Raw genomic sequence first — 20,811 nt, 5'->3', positions numbered from 1 at the left:
CTTATCTAAAGGGAACCTTTAGAAGGAGATGTTGCTATGCGCCTCAAGAAGTTTGCATTGGTTCCCCTTGTACTGCTGCCGTTTGCTGCCGGATCTGCTATGGCCGATGCCAAATTCTGGCGTCATGTCGCCACCTCGGGAGCGACAACCGGCTCGACCTACCTGAGCAGCCGTGACGACCACAAGATGGTCATTGCAACCCAGGACGACGCCAGCGCCTTCCTCGCGAGCAATGGTGAAATTCGCGGTCCTTACCTGGAAGCCGCCCTGCGCGAAATGCGCAACGCAACGCCAGGAAGCTCTGCCAGCGATATCGACCTGGCGACCAAGATCCTGACGGCCCAGCAGTAAAACCATGCGGCCATGAAAAAGCCCCGCCGGAATCGCCCGGCGGGGCTTTTTCTTTGAATGGGATCAGTCGTTAGCGGCGCTATAGGCGTCGGCATCCATCAGCTTGTCCAGCTCAGCCGTATCGCTGGGCTTGAGCTTGAAGAACCACGCCGTGTAGGCGTCGGTGTTAACTTGCTCAGGCGCATCAGCCAGCGCCTCGTTTACAGCGATGACCTCACCGGAAACCGGTGCATAGATATCCGATGCTGCCTTTACCGATTCCACAACGCCTGCTTCCTGACCAGCCGCCAATGTTTTGCCCACTTCAGGCAGCTCGATGAACACCACATCACCCAACGCCTCCTGCGCATGGTCAGTAATGCCGACCGTGATAGTGCCATCGCTTTCCTGGCGGGCCCACTCGTGACTGGATGCATAGCGAAGTTCAGCGGGAATCGTGCTCATGTTCGGCTCCTTGTAAGGCAATCGGCTAATCGTTATAGCCCAAGCGTAGCGTGTCGAATGGTCTGCTCGCCACGCCTGACGTGAAAAAAGCGCAAAATAGCCGATTACCTGTCAACGTGCTCAAATAAGTGTCTTGCCAAAACGTACAAAACACGGCTTGACCACACGCACCGGCAGCCATTTCCCACGAATCTCGACCTCAGCCCGGTCTCCTGTCTCTACCGGTACTCGGGCCAGCGCAATGGACTTTCCCAGGGTAGGCGCATAGCTGCCGCTGGTGATCTCGCCTTCGCCACAACCGGCGATACGTACCACCTGATGCGCGCGCAATACACCTCGCTCCTCCAGCACCAGGCCCACCAGCCGTGAGCGGGGTCCGGCATCACGCTCTTCCTCAAGGGCCTTGCGGCCAATGAAATCACGTCCTTCCGGTGCCCAGGCAATGGTCCAGTCCAGATTGGAGGCCAGAGGAGAGACATGCTCATCCATCTCATGACCATACAAGTTCAAACCGGCTTCCAGGCGTAACGTATCGCGCGCCCCCAACCCCACCGGCCCGATTCCGGCCCCTACTAGCTCATTCATAAAGCTGACGACTTCATCCGCAGGCAGGATGATCTCCAGTCCATCCTCGCCGGTATAGCCGGTCCGGGCAATGAACCATTGTCCCTCCGGCATGGCCTGGAACGGCTTGAGTGAGCGAATCAGCTCGGCGCGCTCCGGCGAGACTACATCCGCAACCTTCTCGCGGGCCTCTGGACCCTGAATGGCCAGGATAGCCAGCTCCGGGCGGGGCGTGAGGGTAACGGCGTACCCCTCGGACTGCACGTCCAGCCAAATGAGCACCTTTTCGCGGGTCGAAGCATTGGTAACCAGTCGATAGCCCTGTTCGAGGCGATACAGGATCAGATCGTCCACCACGCCGCCATGGGCGTTGAGCATGATGGAGTACAGCGCCTTGCCCGGCGCGGAAAGACGCGCCACGTCACCGACCAGCAGGCGGGAGAGATAGCTTTCAGCCTGCGCACCGTCGATATCGACAATGGTCATATGAGAGACATCGAACACACCACAGTCACGCCGCACCTGATGATGCTCTTCGACTTGCGATCCATAGTGCAGCGGCATATCCCAGCCACCGAAATCCACAAGCTTGGCGCCCAGGGCCACATGCAAGTCGTAAAGCGGGGTGCGCTGTCCCATGGGGATCTCCTTGTTGTCCGGCTGGCTGCAGCGGCCGGCATTGTAGTCGTTCGAGATGACAAGCGGGCGTTTGAATTTCTCCCGTCTGTCTTGATGGCAGACACAGACCGCGGCAGACGCGATCAGTGCCGTGCCGAACGACGAATCAGTCCAATGACCGGCAACAACCCTACCAGGACCAGCGTCAGAGCCGGCAGCGCCGCACGCGCCCATTCGCCTTCACTGGTCATCTCGAAGATCCGTACAGCCAGTGTGTCCCAGCCGAACGGGCGCATCAGCAGCGTGGCGGGCATCTCCTTGAGTACATCCACGAAGACCAACAAGGCAGCCGACAGCGCTCCTGGCGTCAGCAATGGAAGATACACGCGAATGAACAGCCCCAGTCCGCCGATACCCAGACTCCGGGAAGCCTCCGGCAGGGACCGGCGGATACGCGCCAGGGCGGATTCCAGCGGCCCGTAAGCGACTGCCAGAAAGCGGATCAGATAAGCCAGCAGCAGCGCACCCAGACTTCCCAGCAGAAGCGGCTTGCCCGCACCGCCCAGCCATTGAGACATCGGCACGATCAGCTCACGGTCCAGCAGACTGAAGGCTAGCATGATAGCCACCGCCAGTACCGAGCCCGGCAGTGCATAGCCCAGGTTGGCGAGCCCGATAGCGGAGCGAACCGTGCGGCGCGGCGCCTGACGACGAGCAAACACCAGCAGCAACCCTACGCCTACGGCCAGCAGCGCGGCAATCAGCCCCAGCCCCAGGCTATGCAGGATCAAACCGACATAGCGCTCATCCAGATCGAAACGGCCACGCTGCCAGAACCAGACGACTAGCTGCACGACCGGAACGGCAAAGGCGCAGGCAAAAACAAGGCTGCACCAGCCCGTGGCAAGGATTGCCTTCCAGCCTGTCAGCCGATACAGCGCGCCGCTACGAGCCCGTTCATTGGCGGGCCGGGCTACGCCACGCAGCCTGCGCTCTCCCAGCAGCACCACACCGACCCCAAGCAGGAGCAGACTGGCCAGCTGGGCCGCGCTGGAGAGGCTGAAAAAGCCATACCACGTCTTGTAGATTGCCGTGGTGAACGTGTCGAAATTGAATACCGAAACGGCACCAAAATCGGCCAGCGTCTCCATGATGGCCAATGCCAGGCCAGCACCGATGGCCGGCCAGGCCATCGGTAAGGCTATCCGCCAGAAGGCCTGCCAGGGCGAAAGCCCCAGTGTGCGGGCTGCCTCTGTAAGCCCTCTGCCCTGCGCCAGAAAGGCGCTGCGGGCCAAAAGATACACGTAGGGATAGAACACCAGCACCAGGACGACGATGACACCGCCCGTTGATCGCACTGGTGGAAACCGCAGGCGCATGTGAAACAGCTCGCGCAGAAAGCTCTGTACGGGACCGGAAAAATCCAGCAGCCCTACGAACACAAACGCCAATACATAGGCCGGGATCGCAAAGGGCAACATTAGGGCCCAATCCAGCCAACGCCGGCCTGGAAACTCGCAAAGGCTAGTCAGCCAAGCCAGGCTTACCCCCAACAGTGTGACGCCCACCCCAACGCCAATCAGAAGCATCACGGTATTGCCTAGCAGGCGGGGCAGCTGCGTGCTCCACAGGTGCGACCAGATCTCGGTATCGATGTGCTGCCAGCTAAGCAGGAGCACGCACAGTGGCATGAGCACCAGACCTGCTGCCATGAAAGCAATGACATACCAGCGGCGAGCAGCGAAATGAGACACGGGGTATACCTGAAAGCAGTCCAAGGGCGTGCGGTCTAGGCATCGCCTCAGGACGGTATGGCAGTAGATTCGTAACTGTCAGGGCTGGGCGCACCGCGTGATAGCGGTGCTCTGGATATCAATTCCAGCCGACGCGGTCCATCATTTTGATGGCTTCTGCCTGACGCCGCCCTGCGACCTCGACAGGAATCGTATCGGCCTTGAACTGGCCCCAGCTGGCAACCTCTGCCGAAGCCGGTACGCTCGGGTTGGCCGGGTACTCCTGGTTGATACCGGCAAACAGTGCCTGTGCGTCTGGGCCGGTCATCCATTCGACCAATGCCTTGGCGGCTTCTGGATGAGGCGCATGCTGCGTCAGGCCAACACCCGACAGATTCACGTGCACGCCACGGTCGTCTTGGTTGGGCCAGAACAACTTCACGCCCAAATCAGGGTTCTGCTTGTGCATCCGGCCGTAGTAATAGGTGTTCACGATACCCACATCGCACTGCCCTGCATCGATAGCCTGCAACACGGCGTTATCGTCCGGGAAAACGCTGGTAGACAGGTTGCGTACCCAGCCCGCCAGGATTTCTTCAGTCTTGGCGGCACCATGGGCTTCGATCAGGGTAGCCGTCAGCGATTGGTTGTATACCTTCTTGGCGGTACGCAGACACAGGCGGCCCTCCCATTCCGGGCCAGCCAAGGCTTCATAGGTACTCAGCTCGTCCTCGGAAACGCGGTCCGGTGCATATGCAATGGTGCGCGCCCGGAGCGTGAGCCCTGTCCAGCGCCCCGTCGAGGAGCGGTACTGTGATGGAATGTTCTGGTCAATGATGGCCGACTGCATCGGTTGCAGAATACCCATCTGCTCGGCCTGCCAGAGGTTGCCAGCATCGACGGTGATCAGCAGATCAGCTGGCGTGTTGGCGCCCTCTGCCTTGATCCTGGCCATCAGGGGCGCTTCCTTGTCGGTGATGAACTTGACGCTTACGCCGGTCTGCTGGGTATAGGCATCAAACACAGGCTTGATCAGCTCATCGATTCGCGATGAGTAGACCACCACCTCATCAGCCGCCTGGGTGACCCCAGCCGTTAGCCACACTGCGCACGCAGCAACCACTTTGCGAAACGGCATGTAAAGCACCTCCGTGAAAGACAGGTGCAAATGATAAAGACTCTCGCTTATCGAGCCGTCTCAACAAATGTGTCGAGTTGTGTCATTACCCTCATCAGACACGGGCCAGTGTCGGCAGATCGCCGTTCTGGCCCAATGCCTGACGGACAAAGACAGCCTTCGCCTCAAAGTGATCGTTGACCAGCTTGAGGCCGGTGTTACGCAGCCAGCGCACGGCCAAATTGTCGTTCTGGAACAGGCGCTGAAAGCCTTCCATCGCGCCCATCATGGCAAGGTTATGCGGCATGCGACGGCGCTCATAGCGGCTCAGCACACGCACATCGGCCAAATGTTCGCCCCGCTTGTGCGCATGCAGCAGGACCTCAGCCAGGACAGCGGCGTCCAGAAAGCCCAGGTTCACCCCCTGCCCGGCCAACGGATGAATGACGTGGGCGGCATCGCCAATCAGAGCCAGCCCCGGCTCGACATAACGCTTGGCATGGCGCTGGCGCAGCGGAATACAGACGCGCGGATCGGACTGCTCGATCGCGCCCAGTCGGTTTTCAAATGCACGACCCAATGCGGCGCAGAATGCATTGTCGTCCATCGCCATCAACCGCTCGCTTTCCTTGGGCGTGCAGGACCAGACGATTGAGCACCAATGTAAGTCCCCCTCGCGATCCAGAGGCAGGAACGCCAGCGGGCCATCGTCCGTAAAGCGTTGCCAGGCGGTTTTCTGGTGGGGATGCGCGCAGCGGACACTGGTCACGATGGCGTTATGCAGATAATCCCACTCCCGCGTCTCGACACCGGCCAGACGCCGTACCGCCGAGTGGGCACCATCCGCCGCAATGACCAGCGAGGTACGGACGGCCTGCCCGCCAGCCAGCTGAATCAGCCAATCGTCACCAGAATGACGCAACAGCTCCATGCGGGCTTCAGGCATCAGCTGGACACTGGAGGCCTGCAAGCGCTCCATCAGCGCATCCTGAATGACACGGTTTTCAATGATGTGTCCCAGCACATCGGCATGAACGCTACTGGCGGTAAAATCAATGGCACCGGTGCCTGAGCCGTCCCAGACATGCATGCGTCGATAGGGACTGGTACGGCGAGAGGCAATACCCTCCCAGGCCCCGAGGTTCTGCAGGATACGCCGGCTGGCTTCGGACAAGGCACTGACACGCGCCTCAAAGGGCTGGGTGGAGTCGAAGGGCTTTACCGTCATCGGACCGCGGTCCAGGAGGAGCACCTTCAGGCCGCTGCCCTCCAATGCCAGCGCCAGGGCGCTACCCACCATGCCGGCACCGACAATCGCGATGTCTACTTGGGTTTCCACGGTCAAAGCTCCTTTGCAGCGGTTATAGATCTAACAGGACAGGAATGATCAAAACAGGGCATGGGCCGGGCGTGTCCCAAGTCCCATTGCCTGACGGGCAAACGTCCCCTTTGCAGAGGGCCATAGTTCCAGGCCGATCAGCCCGGCATTACGCCCCGCCGCCAGCCACGGATTGCCATTGGAAAACAGCCGCGTCACCTGGTCGGAGAAACCGATGGTCAGCTGCTGATCAAGACGCTGGCCCTCCAGGTACTGTTGCAAGGTTGCAAAGTCACCGGGCTTGGCTTCGCTGTTTTCCAGTGCTTCAGCCAACGCGGACACATCCCGTAGCGACAGGTTGAAACCCTGTCCGGCAATCGGATGCAGACTATGGGCGGCATTGCCCAGCACCACAAGGTGCGGCCTTACCTGCTCCTGCGACTTGATCAGGGTCAGCGGATAGCTGTGGCGTACGCCTACCTGCCGGAATGTGCCCAGTCGATAGCCGAAAGCCTGTTGCAGCTCAGCCAGAAACGATCGTTCATCAATCGCGGCCAGCCGTTCTGCATCAGCCTGCGGGCGGGTCCAGATCAGGGCGCAGCGGTTTTCAGGCAGCGGCAGCAGGGCCAGCGGCCCGGTATCGGTAAAGCGCTCGAAGGCCCAGCCCTGATGCGGATCACCCGGAGTGATGTTGGCAATCAGGGCCGTCTGGTCATAGGTCGTCTGTTCCACATGAATGCTCAGCTGCTCGCGCAGCGCCGAGCGGCCGCCATCGGCCAGAACCGCCAGATCGCAGGTCAGCTCACTGTCATCATCCAGGGTCAATGTATAGCCATCCGGCCCTGCAACCAGACGACGAACCTCGGCAGGACAACGCCATTCGATGATGTCACGGTCCAAGGCGCGCCACAGGCAATGCCCCAGCCAGGCATTCTCGATGACGTAGCCCAGCGCATCGACGCGCTGCTCGGCAGCATCCAGGCGAGCTGCACCAAAGCGTCCACGATCCGAGACATGGATGTGTTTGATCGCCTCGGCGCGCTCGGCCAGGGCCTTCCATACGCCCAGCCGTTCGTAAATCAGACGCGAGCCATAGGACAGCGCCGAGGAGCGGGCATCATAGCTGGGCTGAAAGGCATCACCCGGCGCGAAGGGCTCGACCATCACGATCTTCCAGCCACGCGCCCTTGCCAGCTCCTGAAGCGACAGGGCCAGGCTGGCGCCTACCAATCCGCCACCAATGATTGCCACCGTGCAGCGCTGCATGTCTTCTCTCCTTACACGGCCGCGTCGGACGCCGAAGCGCCACGGGTATCAGCCATCAATCGTTCAATCTCATCGACCGCCTTGGGTACATGGCGGCTCAAAATTTCGCAGCCGTGGCGGTTGACCACGACATCATCCTCGATACGGACGCCAATGCCCCGCCATTTCTTCGCTACGCGTAGATTGTCTGACGCCACGTAAATGCCCGGCTCAACCGTCATGGTCATGCCCGGCTCCAGCATCCGCCACTGATCACCGATGCGGTAGTCGCCAACGTCGTGTACATCCAGCCCCAGCCAGTGTCCGGCCCGATGCATGTAAAAATCACGATACGCGCCCTCTTCGATCAGGGTATTGATCTCACCCCGTAACAGGCCAAGATCGACCAGCCCTTCCGTAATGATACGGACCGTGACCTCATGGGCCTCGTCCCAATGGCGCCCGGGCGCAATGCAGGCAAAAGCCGCCTCGTTGGCTGCCAGCACGATCTCGTAGATAGCCTTCTGTTCAGGCGAAAACCGACCATTGACCGGAAAGGTACGGGTAATGTCACTGGCGTAGCAGTCAATCTCGCAGCCGGCGTCGATCAACACCAGATCGCCGTCCTTGAGCAGCGCATCGTTCTGCTGGTAGTGCATGATACAGGCGTTGCGGCCGGAAGCGACGATGGAACCGTAGGCTGGCATCCGCGCCCCGCCCTTGCGAAACGCATAATCAAGCTCCGCCTCTAGATGATACTCCCTGAGCCCCGGCCGACAGGCCTGCATGGCCCGAATATGAGCATCACCCGACACACTTGCCGCCTCACGCATAACCTTGATCTCAGCCGCGGTCTTGAAGAGACGGGCTTCATGCAGGAGAGGATCAAGTGCAATCAGCTCCTTGGGTGGCTGTGCCCCCTGGTTGGCCTTGGCGCGGATCAGGTTGATCCAGTCCAGTAACTGACGATCGAAATCGGGGTTTGAGCCCATGGCGTAATAGACCCGCTCCCGCCCTTCGATCAGCCCCGGCAGGATGTCGTGGATGTCGCTGATGGGAAAGGCATCGTCAGCCCCGTATTGACGAATCGCGCCTTCCTGACCGGCGCGCGGGCCCGTCCACATCTCCTGGACAGGATCCTTCTCCCGGCAGAACAGCACGTACTCACCGTGTTCCCGCCCCGGAATCAACGCCATGACGGCATCCGGCTCGGGAAAGCCGGTCAGGTATTGAAAGTCGCTGTCCTGACGGTAGGCATATTCAATATCGCGGTTACGCACACGCACAGGCGCAGCGGGCAATATCGCAATACTGCCCGCCGCCATCTCGGCCATGAGCGCTCGACGCCGACGGGCGAATTCGGCCTTCGGAATGCGGATCATGCGAACTCCTTAACGGAAAGCGCGCCCTCGCCCGCCGGGTCAATCCTCAATGGATTGAAGGCTTGGGTGCAGGCGAAGGATTCTTGCCGTACTCGCTATAAAGAATGACAGGCGCCACACGAAGATACTCGGTGACCTCCATGTAATCGTTTTCGCCCTCCTCGGACTCCTCGAGCGTGTCCTGCACCTGCGCGATGGCGGCAAGATCCTGCAAAACTTCTTTGGCTTCGTTGGACAGCTCCGCCGTACGACTGGCCAGCCCAAAGCCGGACAGGAAGCCCTGGCACCATTGCGCCATAGCGGCCAGGCGCTCCTTGAGCGGCGCTTCGTCGGTTGGCAGGAGCAGCACGATGGCCACTTCGTTGGTGGCAAATTCCTGCTGTACCATGCCCAGAAGCCCTATCAATGCTGACTTCAGGCGGTCGCTTGGCGCCCCGCCCAGGAGGTCGGTAGCGGCAACGAGCCAGTCGGATTCGTCAAACCCGGCGCCGGCGCAGATACGGCCCATCAGATGGCCATGAAGCTCGGCCGGGGAGACAGGAAGAGCCGCTTCGCTCAATAATTGTGTGAACGCGGCGTATGCAGATGATGTACTCGTCATGGATGGCTATGGTCGTTAGTCGACGTGATGGCTAGAATGAACCTTGTATCCTACGCGTTGACCTTGTTACCGGCCAACCTTGTATAGCTCGGAGCAGCAGCCATCCATGCGCGAGTCCTCGATCGAAAACGATCTCCAAGTACTGACCGATAAAATTGAGCAACTGCTCGAACACATCGAACAGCTTAGGAAAGAGAATCGCCAGCTGCGCGCCCATGAGCGTGGCTGGCGAGAAGAACGCGCCAAGCTAATCGAAAAGAACGATTTGGCTCGACATAAGGTCGAAGCGATGATTTTACGCCTGAAAGCCCTGGAGCAGGACTCATGAGCACCGACACCGTCACCGTCCACATCCTCGACAAGGACTACTGCATCAGCTGTCCACCGGACGAGCGCGCCAATCTTGAAACCACTGCGCGCTACCTCGACGGCAAGATGCGAGAAATCCGTGCCAGCGGCAAAGTGATTGGCGCCGACCGCATTGCGGTCATGGCAGCCCTTAACATCACTCACGACCTGCTGCACCGCCAGGATGGCGTGAACTTCGAAGTCAGCAGCACGCGCGAGCGCGTTCGCGACCTGCTGGACCGTGTCGACCGGGCTCTGACGACAGAGCAGGACGAACGGGGGGTTTGATTCTCGTGGCGAAGGGGTATACTGGACACACTCTCTGGTGTGTTTGCCAGTCGGTCATGTCCCTGAGCCGATAAGCAACACCACGGGGGTCGCTCGCTGGGTTTGTGTGCATGTCCGCACGCCGGAAAGCCTAATGGCCCACGACTTCTCCCACCTTGAACTCTCGGGTTCAAGGGCTACACCGGCAGCGGCATTCCGGGGAGCTACCTTCACTCATGATCAAAGCTTCTGATCATTCTCGTCCGGCCCTGCGCCGAATCCTGCGTCAGAAACGTCGGGCATTGAGCCCTACCGAGCAAAAGCAGGCTGCTCGACAGCTGCATCGTCAGCTCAGCCATCATCCCTTGTTTCGCCGTGCCCGGCAGATTGCCTTTTATCTTCCCAATGACGGTGAAATCGACCCGCGTCCGCTGCTTCGAACAGCCCAGCGCCGCGGCAAGGCCACCTTCCTGCCTGTATTGAGCCGTTGGCCAGCCACACGTATGAATTTTCAGCGTGTCCGCCCCCACGAGCGCTGGGTGCGCAATCGCTTCAGGATCGTCGAACCCAGACCGAATCGGGTACAGCAGCGCAAACCCTGGACACTCGATCTGATTCTGATGCCATTGGTAGGATTTGACGCACAGGGCGGTCGCCTGGGTATGGGTGGCGGCTTTTATGATCGGAGCCTGGCTTATCTCAAACGTCGCATCGCCTGGCGCTCACCTAAATTGTTAGGATTGGCCCACGAATGTCAGAAGGTGGATCAGCTGGCCTTGGCCAGTTGGGATGTGCCGATGAAGGCAACCGTGACGGATAAGGGATGGTACGGGAAGGAAGAGAAGGCCTGAACCCTGCGCCAGACTACAACGCAGGGTATTCCACAGCGTGTTGCGAAGATTCAGCGGGACACTTGCTGAATTACATGAGCGGACGGTGAATTGTCCTGCTGCTTTTCCCAGAGACTTTGGGTATAGCCTGTCGTCACAACGCCCAAGCTAAACAGCGCGACCAGTACCCAAAGCAAGTCCGGCTTGCGTTTCATCTATGTGCCTACCCCTTCATTGGCATAATTAACGACACCGCCGACCTGTTTATATGCCAGGCCGTACGGCTACTCAAAAACCGCGGCATTCTGCGCTAACCAGTTTTCTGACGCAAACATTGCGTCAACCAACCGTCAGAAAGTCCAGAACCGTTTTGCCAGGAGCAATCTTCGTGCCTTATTGGCTGATGAAATCGGAACCCGATGAGTTTTCCATCCATGATTTGCAACGTCTCGGCAGTGGGCGCTGGGATGGCGTTCGTAACTATCAGGCACGCAACTTCATGCGGGCCATGGCTGCCGGGGATCTCTTTCTGTTCTACCACTCCAGCTGCCCCGAACCAGGCGTAGCCGGTATTGGCCGCATAGAAAATGATTCCTTTCCTGATCCGACCGCGCTGGATCCGAAAAGCCCATACCATTCGTCGAAAGCCACCCCGGAGAAAAACCCCTGGATTGCCCGCGACGTCAGTATTGTCGAGGTATTCGATCAGGTCATTTCACTGGCGCGTCTGCGCGAGGTGGCTGCCCTGAGCAGTTTTGCATTGCTGCAAAAGGGCAGCCGCCTGTCAGTCATGCCAGTAACTGACGAAGAATGGCAGGCCATCCTGGCCTGCCGATGACTTAGGGCTGAACGATCAGGTTGTTGAACAACAGGTCCTCGACCATTGGTTTGCCTTCTTCGCCATTGATGATGTCCTGGACCTGCTTGAGCGCCGCCTGACGCAGCGCTTCACGGGCATCGGCACCGGTCAGGGTCTCATCGGTCTGCTGCTCGAACAGCATGATGAGCTGATTGCGGATCAAGGGCTCATGAAAGGACACGCGCGCCGAGTCTTCCTTGCTCATCGTCATCAGGGCAATATCGGCTTTGTAGTACTTGAGCTTTGGACCAGAGCCGTAATTACCGACCAGCGCGGGCGTCAGGTTGATGTAGTTAGGTTGTGGGGCGCCCTCTTCGGCCTCCTTTTTTTCCTCCGCCCAGGCTGGCAGAGCGAGTGAGAAAGCAAGTACGAACGCAAGCAGGGCTTTCACGGGGCAATTCCTCGAACAAAAAGAGTGGTGCATAGCCAACCGATAGCTATGCCTGTCACAGCTTATCGACTAAACGGTGCATTTCTGAAGCCATAGGATTCAGATGGGCAACCACCCGAATATGACAGACTATAAAAACAGCCTCTTTAGTCGTCGCGGACAGGTTCCGCCCAGGATGGCGCTTTGAAACAACAGGATAGCACCTGCCTCACGCTTGACCTTTCATCAGCAGACGCTCACACCCAACCTCTCTACCTGAGCATGCATCGGCATTGCCGTGTAGGGCTGGTACTGGTTGCCGCCTTGTCGATCCTGGCTGGCATGACAGATGCCATTGGCTTCTTGTCGGCTGGTGACTACGTATCCTTCATGAGCGGCAATACGACGCGACTGGCCGTAGCCGTTGCCTTGGGCGACAGCACCACCCTCTTGCGGCTGCTCCTGATTGTCGCCCTGTTTGTCCTCGGCAATGCACTCGGAATTGTCATGGTGCGCGTGAGCGGCCGTCGGGCGTTGCCTCTCCTGCTGCTGACATCGGCCTTGTTGGCCGCGGCGGCGGGCTGGTCCACCGGCGGTCTTCCAGGTGCAGTCTTGCTACCTCTTGTAGCCGCCGTGCTCGCCATGGGCATGATCAACGCCGCCGTGGAACAGGTGAACGGGCAGTCCATTGGCTGACCTATGTCACGGGTGCACTTTCACGACTGGGACGAGGCCTGGGACGCTGGCTGCTGGGTGAGCGCTATTCAGGCTGGCTGATGCAAGCGATTCCGTGGGGCGGCATGCTAGCCGGCGCCATAATGGGCGCATGGCTCCAACACCACCTTGGCCTCAAGGCTCTCTTTGTCAGCAGCGCTTGGGCGGCCCTGATCGGCCTGGCATCCCTGTGGATTCCTAGGCGTTGGCAGTTGCATTACATGCCCAAATAGCCGTTAGGGCGTTACCTCGAAGCGCAAGGTGCCGATCATCTGCCCGTCCTCGGTTATGATCTGTACCTGCCATCGGCCGGCCACATCACTCGGGAAGTTCTGCTTGTGTGTCCAGGCCCGGTAGCCAGCCTCGCGGCCTCCGCTGATCTCGAGTGGGATACGGTCGACCTCATCCCCATTATGCAGCCAGACATGGTAAATCCGCTCACTCAGCCCACGGGGCGCGTTGATGGCCGTATAGGCATAGAGACCTTGTGAACGCAGCTGGACAGCACTGATTTTTTTCAGACTCTTACCCGGTTCGCGCTTGAGGTTGTCAAAGCTGCTGGTAACCGCCACATCGGTCAGCCACAGCGTGGCGGGCGGCACCCAGGTACGCAGTACCCATCCTAGGCCTCCCACCATCAGGCTCAGACCAAGCACGACAGGCCATTGCCACAGGCGTCGGATCGAGAGCGCCACAAGAATGCTTGGAAACGACAACAATACCGCCACGCCTAATGCCAGCCGGTAGCTCTGCGTGGTGGTCAGTTGCAGGATGATGGGCAGGGACGTAAGCAGAACGGCAAACAACGTCAGCGTGTGATAGCCCAGAAAGATCCAGCGCCGGCTCGACAGCGCTTTGTAGTACAGCGGGTCGACAATCGATACGACAGCCATGGCGGCCAGCAGGCCGGTAAAGATGGCCTGTCCGCTGTTCCAGGTGGTTGTGACAAACAGGAACGGCAGGACAAAGAACAGGCTTTCCTGATGAATCATCTGGGTTGCGTAGCGAAACAGCCCAGGGGGCAGGTTCCAGCCAAACCGCCTAGTCACCCACTGACGCAGCACGTTCTCTACCATCAGCCATAACCAGCTGGCCAACATTACGATGGCCATTACCTTCGCAAAGCCATGCTGGCGATCAACCAGCAAAAAGCTGCACACACCCGAAACAAAGCCTGCCAGGGCAATCAGGCGTGGATAACGGTTGATCAGGACGGTAGCGAGATCAACCAGACGTGATACGTAGCGCTTCCAGGTGGGCATAACGATCAGAACACAGGCGGTTATGGTTGAGACCCATCACGTGCGGTCAAGTGCGGTCCGGCGGGGCAGCATACGCATCCCCTTATAGAACGCCAACCGCGTTCAGTTCACACGTCACAACCTGTGACTGAACGGCCATTAGGACCTATACGTTCGGAAAGCAACATTTTTGCGAGCGTTTATTTTCGTTTATCGCACAGCGGTATCGGTCATTTTTCTGAAATGAAACTGTAATATTTGCCCTGCACGTCTCTTCTCATAAAAACAACGATCTTCGGAGCTCAAATGCTTGGTATTTTTCGTCCGGCCCCGCATACGGCGCGCCTGCCTTCCGATCGCATCGATCCTGCTTACAAACGCCTGCGCTGGCAGATCTTTGCCGGTATCTTCATCGGTTATGCCGGGTATTACCTTCTGCGCAAAAACTTTTCTCTGGCGATGCCCTACCTAGTAGAGGAAGGCTACAGCCGAGGAGAGCTGGGTATTGCGTTATCGGCCGTTGCCATCGCCTATGGTCTTTCCAAATTCCTCATGGGCATGGTGTCCGACCGCTCGAATCCCCGCTACTTTCTGCCCTTCGGCCTGCTGGTCTCGGCGGGTGTGATGTTCATTTTCGGTTTCGCACATTGGGCAACCTCAAGCGTGACCATCATGTTCATCCTGCTGTTCATCAATGGTTGGGCGCAAGGGATGGGCTGGCCACCCAGCGGGCGAACCATGGTGCATTGGTGGTCCCAGAAGGAACGCGGCGGCGTGGTCTCGGTCTGGAACGTTGCCCATAACGTAGGCGGTGGCCTGATTGGCCCGCTGTTTCTGCTGGGGCTCGGCTGGTTCAACGATTGGCACTCAGCCTTCTATGTTCCAGCGGCCGTAGCGCTGGGTGTTGCAGTTTTCGCGTTCCTGACCATGCGCGATACGCCGCAGTCCTGTGGGTTGCCACCTATCGAGGAATACAAGCAAGACTACCCGGAAGGCTACAACGAGAGCCATGAACGCGAATTCAGTACAAAGGAAATCTTTGTCAAATACGTGCTGAAAAACCGCATGCTCTGGTACATCGCACTGGCCAACGTATTCGTCTATCTGCTGCGTTACGGCGTGCTGGATTGGGCGCCTACCTACCTGAAGGAAGCCAAGCATTTCACGGTGGACAAGTCATCCTGGGCGTACTTTCTGTATGAGTGGGCCGGTATTCCCGGCACGCTGCTGTGCGGCTGGCTATCGGACAAACTGTTCAAGGGCAATCGTGGCGCCACCGGTGTAGTGTTTATGGCTCTGGTGGCAGTCGGCACCGTGGTTTACTGGCTCAACCCGCCAGGAAATCCCATGGTCGATATGTTCGCACTGATCGCCATTGGCTTTCTGATCTACGGCCCGGTGATGCTGATCGGTTTGCAGGCCCTGGAGCTGGTGCCCAAGAAAGCCGCCGGGACAGCTGCCGGCTTTACCGGCCTGTTCGGCTACCTGGGGGGCTCGGTAGCCGCCAACGCACTGGTTGGCTACACAGTGGACCTGTACGGCTGGGACGGCGGCTTCATGCTGCTGGTCGCGTCATGCGTATTGGCCATTGTGTTCCTGGCCTTGACGCTGCGCCATAAAAACCCGGTATTGAGTTAAGGTAGCGGACCGATCCAGCTACGGGCTGGATCGGTCCGGCTTACAACCCCAGCGCCTCTCTTGGCGCATAGGCGAACACGTCGGCCCGCATTTGGTGAGGATCCATCCCACCTTCGACCAGCGCATCCAATGTGGCATAAACCATGGCAGGCGACCCACTGGCATACACGTGGAGTGACTTCAGATCGGTGAAGTCCTCTCGCACCGCTTCATGCAGAAGGCCACAACGTCCCTCCCACCCACACAGGTCACTCACTACCTTGTTCAAGTGAAGACGGGGGTCCTGCTCCCACTCTTCCCAATGGGGTAATGCATAGAAGTCATCGGGATGACGCACGCCCCAATACAGGTGCAGGGGTTGATCGAAGCCGCGCGCGCGGCAATCCTCGATAAGGCTGTGCATTTGTGCCATTCCCGTTCCGGCCGCGATCAGAACAAGCGGACCTGGAGGCAGATCGGCCAGATGCGCATCGCCAAAAGGCAGCTGGACGCGCACCATGCGTTCTCGCTCAAGCTGCTGGATAATCGCCTGACTGCTCTCTTCACGCGTCAGAATATGCAACTCCAGCTCACGCCCCTGATGTGGTGCGGATGCCAGCGAAAAGGCCGACTGCTTGCCATCGTCCCGCTCAAGCATCAGGTATTGTCCAGCGTGATAGCGCGGGGGCTTGCCTGCTGGAGCCAGCAGCCGAACACGGCGTACATCTCCGCCCACATCCTCACATGCCAGAACCTGACAGGCAAAGGTGCCTACTGGAAGCTCGCCCGGCGCCAATACTCCATCCCAATGCAACTCGCATGTTTCGAGCGGCTCGGCCAGGCAGACAAAAATCTCACCGTGGTCGATGACATCGTTCTGCTGCCTGACCCGCCCTTCGATCAACAAGGCTGCACAGACATGGCAATTACCGTTGCGGCAGCTGTGCGGACACTCATACCCCAGCCTGCGTGCCGCATCCAGGATACGCTCGCCAGGTAACGTCTCGAGTACCGCCCCAGAGGGACGTAACGTGACCTTCATCTCAGGACGCCTTGTGAATGGAAGTGGATGTCTGGGGATAGCTCTGCACGAATCCCATGCCTGCAAATTCCTCTGTATGCATAGGGTTCGACGCACAATGTGCGCAACTTATCCCCGTCGGGCCAACAGTATCCATCAATCGATCCCCAGGCTGGACCAGATCTCATCGACCCGCTTGACCACGGCTTCGTCTTTGACGATAGCCCGCCCCCATTCCCGATTGGTCTCTCCGGGCCACTTGTTGGTGGCATCCAACCCCATCTTCGAGCCCAGGCCCGAAATCGGTGAAGCGAAATCCAGATAGTCGATAGGCGTATTGTCGATCATCACGGTGTCGCGCTTGGGGTCCATGCGGGTCGTGATAGCCCAGATCACATCATTCCAGTCCCGAGCGTTGATGTCATCATCGGTCACGATCACGAACTTGGTGTACATGAACTGGCGCAGGAAGCTCCAGACGCCCAGCATTACCCGCTTGGCATGGCCTGGGTACTGCTTTTTCATGGTGACCACAGCCATGCGGTAGGAGCACCCTTCCGGCGGCAGGTAGAAATCGACGATCTCGGGAAATTGCTTTTGCAGGATCGGCACGAACACTTCGTTCAATGCCACACCAAGAATGGCCGGCTCATCCGGCGGACGTCCGGTATAGGTACTGTGGTAGATCGCGTCACGGCGGCGAGTGATACGCTCGACGGTAAACACTGGGAAACGATCTACTTCATTGTAATAGCCGGTATGGTCACCGTAAGGCCCCTCATCAGCCATCTCGCCGGGATAGATGAAGCCTTCCAGAATGATCTCGGCGCTGGCTGGAACCTGCAGATCGCTGCCGATGCATTTCACCAACTCGGTACGGCTGCCACGCAGAAGGCCAGCAAATGCATATTCGGACAGCGTATCCGGAACCGGCGTAACAGCGCCCAGAATCGTTGCCGGATCTGCACCCAGGGCTACCGCCACGGGATAGGGCTTGCCTGGATACTTGGCGCACCATTCACGAAAATCCAGGGCGCCGCCACGATGGCTAAGCCAACGCATGATGACCTTGTTGCGACCAATGACCTGCTGACGGTAGATACCCAGGTTCTGCCGTTCCTTGTTCGGTCCTTTGGTAACGGTCAGGCCCCAGGTGATCAACGGACCGACATCGCCCGGCCAGCAGTGCTGGATCGGCAAGCGGGACAGATCAACCGCCTCGCCCTCTTCGATCACCTCATGGCAAGGGGCGTCCTTCATCACCTTGGGCGCCATGCTGATGACCTTCTTGTAGATCGGCAGCTTTGACCAGGCATCCTTCAATCCCTTGGGCGGCTCCGGCTCCTTCAGAAATGCCAGCAGCTTGCCAATCTCGCGCAGTTCACCGACATCTTCTGCACCCATGCCCATCGCAACCCGCTCAGGTGTGCCAAACAGGTTGCCTAGCACAGGCATGTCGTATCCGGTCGGATTTTCGAACAGCAGAGCCGGCCCCTTGCGACGCAGGGTACGGTCACACACTTCGGTCATTTCGAGGTTGGGCGAGACGGGGGTCTGGATGCGCTTCAGCTCGCCACGCTGTTCCAGGCCGCGGATGAAGTCGCGAAGGTCGCGGTATTGCATAGCGGGAGGTATCTCGGCAGAGAATGAAGCGGAAAGTGTACCGCTCCTGGCCCCCTTTTCGAAAATGAAAAGCCTGCCCGGAATGTAAAAAGGCCGGGAAACCCCGGCCTTTTTAGTCTTACTTGCGCTTCATCGAGTCGAAGAACTCGTCGTTGGTCTTGGTCTGACGCAACTTATCGAGCAGGAACTCGATGGCACCGATCTCTTCCATCGGATGCAGGATCTTGCGCAGAATCCAGATGCGCTGCAGCTCTTCCTCACCGGTCAGCAACTCTTCGCGGCGGGTGCCGGAGCGGTTGATGTTGATGGCAGGGAATACGCGCTTCTCGGAGATCTTGCGATCCAGCTGAAGCTCCATGTTACCGGTGCCCTTGAATTCTTCGTAGATGACTTCGTCCATCTTCGAGCCGGTATCGACCAGAGCTGTTGCCAGAATGGTCAGGCTACCGCCTTCTTCGATGTTACGTGCCGCACCGAAGAAACGCTTGGGCTTTTCGAGCGCATGGGCGTCCACACCACCGGTCAGTACCTTGCCGGAGCTCGGGATCACGGTGTTGTAGGCACGTGCCAGACGGGTAATGGAGTCCAACAGGATTACCACGTCTTTCTTGTGCTCGACCAGACGCTTGGCCTTCTCGATTACCATTTCAGCAACCTGTACGTGGCGGGTTGGCGGCTCGTCAAAGGTGGACGCCACTACTTCGCCGCGCACGGTACGCTGCATTTCGGTTACTTCTTCCGGGCGCTCGTCGATCAACAGAACGATCAGGTGGCACTCGGGGTTGTTACGGGTGATGTTGCTGGCGATGTTCTGCAGCATCAGCGTCTTGCCCGCTTTCGGCGGAGCGACGATCAGACCACGCTGGCCCTTGCCAATCGGCGCACACAGGTCGATCACTCGGCCGGTGAGGTCTTCGGTGGAACCATTACCGGCTTCCATCGTCAGGCGCTTGTTGGGGAACAGCGGCGTCAGGTTTTCGAACAGGATCTTGTTCTTCGCATTCTCGGGTCGATCATAGTTGATGGTATCGACCTTGAGCAGCGCGAAGTAACGCTCGCCTTCTTTCGGCGGGCGAATCTTGCCGATGATGGTATCACCGGTGCGCAGATTGAAACGGCGGATCTGACTGGGAGAGACGTAGATATCGTCGGGGCCGGCCAGGTAGGAGGAGTCCGCACTACGCAGGAAGCCGAAGCCATCCTGCAGAATCTCCAGCACGCCATCACCGGAAATCTCTTCACCGCTTTTTGCGTGTTTTTTCAGCAGAGAGAAAATCACGTCCTGCTTGCGGGAGCGAGCCATGTTTTCCAGGCCCATGGCTTCCGCCATTTCCAACAGTTCCGTGATTGGCTTTTGCTTGAGTTCGGTAAGGTTCATAGACGTTGCTAACTGAGAAAAGGAGGGAGTAAGAATCTTTTTGGCTTGAGAGGCCTCGCCGCGGCTAACGACAGAATCGCGTTGGTTATTCTAGTAAGAGAATCGGCGAAGGCATGCAGAGGGCGACACGCGTTTGTGTCGTTGCGAGATCGAATGTAGCACCCTGCTAGACAGGACGTCTAGTGCTAAATAACAAAAAGCCCCGCTAAACGCAGGGCCTTTGATCGAGAGCAATAAAATCAGATATTGCTATCGAGGAATGCCGCCAGCTGGGATTTGGACAACGCACCCACCTTGGTGGCTTCAACGGAGCCGTTCTTGAACAGCATCAGCGTCGGGATACCGCGTACGCCATACTTCGGCGGGGTGTCCTGGTTTTCATCAATGTTGAGTTTGCAAACCTTCAGCTTGCCCTGATAGTCCTTGGCGATTTCATCCAGAACCGGCGCAATCATTTTGCAGGGACCACACCATTCGGCCCAGTAGTCGACCAGCACGGGACCGTCAGCCTTGAGCACGTCCTGCTCGAAGCTGGCATCGCTGACGTTGGTGATGTATTCGCTCATGGACTTTCTCCGAATTCGGAAACGACAAAAAAGAACGACCACTATAGCCCTGCCAGCGCTTAACAGGAAGGCACAAGCCATTAAGTCTCTTTATTGGGACAGCTAAAGCCTCTCAATTACACCATTTGGCAGACTATTGGAAAATCAGCGGGCTGCCTGTACGAATACGCCTTGTTTTGCCCTTCTCAGTGAAGCTGCGCACTAGAACGGAGCAGCATGCCTTATCCGCATGGTCTCAATATCGACACGGCACAGCGGGTGCCGAGAAGCTGGATACCAGACTCGAGCTGGTACCAATAACCAGCACCAATCGTATTCCTTTTAAAATCAAGGCAAGGTTGATTAAGTGATTTTCAGCCTAGGCAAGAATCTTTAGCAGGAAGCAGCGGGTCCAGGATGGCATGACACTGATCATGATGCCTCATGAGACGCGCTTTGCCCGCCAAGCGGGCGATGTGCAGGTGTTCATGCATCGAGGCAAGGTGCATGAACTGGGCAATCCCAAGAAAATATTCGCTAACCCGGAACGCCGGAGCTGGCACAGTTCATCGGTTCGGTTCATTGATCCAGGCCACAGCCCATCGACTGAAACAGTCTGACTGCA

Annotated in this window: 21 protein-coding genes, 1 other RNA gene and 2 pseudogenes; 9 read left to right on the top strand and 15 right to left on the bottom strand. The window is 58.4% G+C overall.

From position 1 onward, the window contains the following. The first annotated feature begins 36 nt into the window (after window positions 1–36). The gene (locus JQR90_RS01885) at window positions 37–351 is read left to right on the top strand and encodes a DUF2388 domain-containing protein (RefSeq protein ID WP_010796716.1); all 315 of its coding nucleotides are present in this window, start codon (window positions 37–39) and stop codon (window positions 349–351) included. Window positions 352–414: 63 nt separating this feature from the next. On the opposite strand, the gene gcvH is transcribed toward JQR90_RS01885, so the two are convergent. The 8 genes from gcvH to JQR90_RS01845 form a co-directional block, all read right to left on the bottom strand. Further along, window positions 415–795, bottom strand: a complete 381-nt coding sequence (gene gcvH / locus JQR90_RS01880) for a glycine cleavage system protein GcvH (RefSeq protein ID WP_150348185.1) — start codon at window positions 793–795, stop codon at window positions 415–417. A gap of 120 nt (window positions 796–915) precedes the next feature. Then, window positions 916–1,998, bottom strand: coding sequence for a glycine cleavage system aminomethyltransferase GcvT (gene gcvT, locus JQR90_RS01875; protein ID WP_074821585.1), 1,083 nt, complete (start codon window positions 1,996–1,998; stop codon window positions 916–918). 122 nt (window positions 1,999–2,120) lie between these two features. Beyond that, window positions 2,121–3,731: an ABC transporter permease gene (locus tag JQR90_RS01870; protein ID WP_239382218.1), complete on the bottom strand. Its 1,611-nt coding sequence runs from the start codon at window positions 3,729–3,731 to the stop codon at window positions 2,121–2,123. Window positions 3,732–3,849: 118 nt separating this feature from the next. Next, window positions 3,850–4,848, bottom strand: a complete 999-nt coding sequence (locus JQR90_RS01865; protein WP_150348187.1) for an extracellular solute-binding protein — start codon at window positions 4,846–4,848, stop codon at window positions 3,850–3,852. Between the two features lie 94 nt (window positions 4,849–4,942). Beyond that, window positions 4,943–6,127 (bottom strand): 2-octaprenyl-3-methyl-6-methoxy-1,4-benzoquinol hydroxylase, encoded by a 1,185-nt coding sequence (locus tag JQR90_RS01860; protein WP_434140768.1) that lies wholly within the window; start codon window positions 6,125–6,127, stop codon window positions 4,943–4,945. Window positions 6,128–6,214: 87 nt separating this feature from the next. After that, window positions 6,215–7,411, bottom strand: coding sequence for a 2-octaprenyl-6-methoxyphenyl hydroxylase (ubiH, locus tag JQR90_RS01855; RefSeq protein WP_434140341.1), 1,197 nt, complete (start codon window positions 7,409–7,411; stop codon window positions 6,215–6,217). Between the two features lie 11 nt (window positions 7,412–7,422). Continuing rightward, window positions 7,423–8,772 carry a Xaa-Pro aminopeptidase gene (gene pepP, locus JQR90_RS01850; RefSeq protein ID WP_239382224.1) on the bottom strand — a complete coding sequence of 450 codons (1,350 nt, stop codon included), beginning with the start codon at window positions 8,770–8,772 and terminating at the stop codon, window positions 7,423–7,425. Window positions 8,773–8,818: 46 nt separating this feature from the next. Beyond that, the gene (locus JQR90_RS01845) at window positions 8,819–9,373 is read right to left on the bottom strand and encodes a UPF0149 family protein (RefSeq protein ID WP_073450029.1); all 555 of its coding nucleotides are present in this window, start codon (window positions 9,371–9,373) and stop codon (window positions 8,819–8,821) included. Window positions 9,374–9,479: 106 nt separating this feature from the next. On the opposite strand from JQR90_RS01845, the gene JQR90_RS01840 reads away from it, so the two are divergent. The 4 genes from JQR90_RS01840 (at window position 9,480) to JQR90_RS01825 (ending at window position 10,839) form a co-directional block, all read left to right on the top strand. After that, a complete protein-coding gene (locus tag JQR90_RS01840; RefSeq protein ID WP_010796707.1) occupies window positions 9,480–9,701 on the top strand; it encodes a TIGR02449 family protein in 222 nt (73 codons plus the stop codon). Then, the gene (locus tag JQR90_RS01835; protein WP_010796706.1) at window positions 9,698–10,009 is read left to right on the top strand and encodes a cell division protein ZapA; all 312 of its coding nucleotides are present in this window, start codon (window positions 9,698–9,700) and stop codon (window positions 10,007–10,009) included. Before JQR90_RS01840 ends, JQR90_RS01835 begins: the two co-directional genes overlap by 4 nt. A gap of 28 nt (window positions 10,010–10,037) precedes the next feature. Further along, window positions 10,038–10,215: non-coding RNA, 6S RNA (ssrS, locus tag JQR90_RS01830), on the top strand. A 9-nt stretch (window positions 10,216–10,224) separates the two neighbouring features. Continuing rightward, a complete protein-coding gene (locus tag JQR90_RS01825) occupies window positions 10,225–10,839 on the top strand; it encodes a 5-formyltetrahydrofolate cyclo-ligase (protein ID WP_434140340.1) in 615 nt (204 codons plus the stop codon). A gap of 50 nt (window positions 10,840–10,889) precedes the next feature. On the opposite strand, the gene JQR90_RS01820 is transcribed toward JQR90_RS01825, so the two are convergent. After that, a complete protein-coding gene (locus JQR90_RS01820; protein WP_010796704.1) occupies window positions 10,890–11,033 on the bottom strand; it encodes a hypothetical protein in 144 nt (47 codons plus the stop codon). A 173-nt stretch (window positions 11,034–11,206) separates the two neighbouring features. Between JQR90_RS01820 and JQR90_RS01815 the strand changes: the two genes are divergently transcribed. Next, entirely contained in the window at window positions 11,207–11,656 is a 450-nt protein-coding gene (locus tag JQR90_RS01815; protein ID WP_434140338.1) for an EVE domain-containing protein, read from the top strand. 1 nt (window position 11,657) lies between these two features. Here the strand turns inward: JQR90_RS01815 and JQR90_RS01810 are convergent, their stop codons facing one another. Then, entirely contained in the window at window positions 11,658–12,068 is a 411-nt protein-coding gene (locus JQR90_RS01810; RefSeq protein ID WP_010796702.1) for a flagellar basal body-associated FliL family protein, read from the bottom strand. A gap of 261 nt (window positions 12,069–12,329) precedes the next feature. Here JQR90_RS01810 and JQR90_RS01805 point away from each other — a divergent pair. Further along, window positions 12,330–12,994: pseudogene (locus JQR90_RS01805) on the top strand (YoaK family protein). A gap of 3 nt (window positions 12,995–12,997) precedes the next feature. Here the strand turns inward: JQR90_RS01805 and JQR90_RS01800 are convergent. Beyond that, a complete protein-coding gene (locus tag JQR90_RS01800) occupies window positions 12,998–14,023 on the bottom strand; it encodes a DUF5924 family protein (RefSeq protein ID WP_073450033.1) in 1,026 nt (341 codons plus the stop codon). Window positions 14,024–14,308: 285 nt separating this feature from the next. On the opposite strand from JQR90_RS01800, the gene glpT reads away from it, so the two are divergent. Beyond that, entirely contained in the window at window positions 14,309–15,640 is a 1,332-nt protein-coding gene (gene glpT, locus JQR90_RS01795; protein ID WP_010796698.1) for a glycerol-3-phosphate transporter, read from the top strand. Between the two features lie 40 nt (window positions 15,641–15,680). Here the strand turns inward: glpT and JQR90_RS01790 are convergent, their stop codons facing one another. From JQR90_RS01790 to trxA, 4 genes are all read right to left on the bottom strand, one after another. After that, a complete protein-coding gene (locus JQR90_RS01790; RefSeq protein WP_010796697.1) occupies window positions 15,681–16,661 on the bottom strand; it encodes a CDP-6-deoxy-delta-3,4-glucoseen reductase in 981 nt (326 codons plus the stop codon). A 135-nt stretch (window positions 16,662–16,796) separates the two neighbouring features. After that, entirely contained in the window at window positions 16,797–18,263 is a 1,467-nt protein-coding gene (ubiD, locus tag JQR90_RS01785; RefSeq protein ID WP_010796696.1) for a 4-hydroxy-3-polyprenylbenzoate decarboxylase, read from the bottom strand. A 118-nt stretch (window positions 18,264–18,381) separates the two neighbouring features. Then, window positions 18,382–19,641: a transcription termination factor Rho gene (gene rho, locus JQR90_RS01780; protein ID WP_010796695.1), complete on the bottom strand. Its 1,260-nt coding sequence runs from the start codon at window positions 19,639–19,641 to the stop codon at window positions 18,382–18,384. Window positions 19,642–19,880: 239 nt separating this feature from the next. Then, a complete protein-coding gene (trxA, locus tag JQR90_RS01775) occupies window positions 19,881–20,207 on the bottom strand; it encodes a thioredoxin TrxA (protein ID WP_010796694.1) in 327 nt (108 codons plus the stop codon). Between the two features lie 380 nt (window positions 20,208–20,587). Between trxA and JQR90_RS01770 the strand changes: the two are divergent. Continuing rightward, window positions 20,588–20,772 (top strand): annotated as a pseudogene (locus tag JQR90_RS01770) (amino acid ABC transporter ATP-binding protein); the annotation flags it as partial. Window positions 20,773–20,811 lie beyond the last annotated feature (39 nt).

Origin of the sequence: Pseudomonas sp. JZ114 (assembly GCF_051027705.1) — a bacterium.
GTDB classification, from domain to species: Bacteria; Pseudomonadota; Gammaproteobacteria; order Pseudomonadales; family Pseudomonadaceae; genus Chryseomonas; species Chryseomonas luteola.
Note: the sequence above shows the minus strand (reverse complement) of the source record. Positions and strands in the feature narration are given on the sequence as shown.

What these genes read in the sequence shown, in the direction of transcription:
- JQR90_RS01885 (WP_010796716.1), top strand. Translation starts at nt 37, where the DNA reads ATGCGCCTCAAGAAGTTTGCATTGGTTCCCCTTGTACTGCTGCCGTTT.
- gcvH (WP_150348185.1), bottom strand. Translation starts at nt 795, where the DNA reads ATGAGCACGATTCCCGCTGAACTTCGCTATGCATCCAGTCACGAGTGG.
- gcvT (WP_074821585.1), bottom strand. Translation starts at nt 1,998, where the DNA reads ATGGGACAGCGCACCCCGCTTTACGACTTGCATGTGGCCCTGGGCGCC.
- JQR90_RS01865 (WP_150348187.1), bottom strand. Translation starts at nt 4,848, where the DNA reads ATGCCGTTTCGCAAAGTGGTTGCTGCGTGCGCAGTGTGGCTAACGGCT.
- JQR90_RS01860 (WP_434140768.1), bottom strand. Translation starts at nt 6,127, where the DNA reads ATGGTGGGTAGCGCCCTGGCGCTGGCATTGGAGGGCAGCGGCCTGAAG.
- ubiH (WP_434140341.1), bottom strand. Translation starts at nt 7,411, where the DNA reads ATGCAGCGCTGCACGGTGGCAATCATTGGTGGCGGATTGGTAGGCGCC.
- pepP (WP_239382224.1), bottom strand. Translation starts at nt 8,772, where the DNA reads ATGATCCGCATTCCGAAGGCCGAATTCGCCCGTCGGCGTCGAGCGCTC.
- JQR90_RS01845 (WP_073450029.1), bottom strand. Translation starts at nt 9,373, where the DNA reads ATGACGAGTACATCATCTGCATACGCCGCGTTCACACAATTATTGAGC.
- JQR90_RS01840 (WP_010796707.1), top strand. Translation starts at nt 9,480, where the DNA reads ATGCGCGAGTCCTCGATCGAAAACGATCTCCAAGTACTGACCGATAAA.
- JQR90_RS01835 (WP_010796706.1), top strand. Translation starts at nt 9,698, where the DNA reads ATGAGCACCGACACCGTCACCGTCCACATCCTCGACAAGGACTACTGC.
- JQR90_RS01825 (WP_434140340.1), top strand. Translation starts at nt 10,225, where the DNA reads ATGATCAAAGCTTCTGATCATTCTCGTCCGGCCCTGCGCCGAATCCTG.
- JQR90_RS01820 (WP_010796704.1), bottom strand. Translation starts at nt 11,033, where the DNA reads ATGAAACGCAAGCCGGACTTGCTTTGGGTACTGGTCGCGCTGTTTAGC.
- JQR90_RS01800 (WP_073450033.1), bottom strand. Translation starts at nt 14,023, where the DNA reads ATGCCCACCTGGAAGCGCTACGTATCACGTCTGGTTGATCTCGCTACC.
- glpT (WP_010796698.1), top strand. Translation starts at nt 14,309, where the DNA reads ATGCTTGGTATTTTTCGTCCGGCCCCGCATACGGCGCGCCTGCCTTCC.
- JQR90_RS01790 (WP_010796697.1), bottom strand. Translation starts at nt 16,661, where the DNA reads ATGAAGGTCACGTTACGTCCCTCTGGGGCGGTACTCGAGACGTTACCT.
- ubiD (WP_010796696.1), bottom strand. Translation starts at nt 18,263, where the DNA reads ATGCAATACCGCGACCTTCGCGACTTCATCCGCGGCCTGGAACAGCGT.
- rho (WP_010796695.1), bottom strand. Translation starts at nt 19,641, where the DNA reads ATGAACCTTACCGAACTCAAGCAAAAGCCAATCACGGAACTGTTGGAA.
- trxA (WP_010796694.1), bottom strand. Translation starts at nt 20,207, where the DNA reads ATGAGCGAATACATCACCAACGTCAGCGATGCCAGCTTCGAGCAGGAC.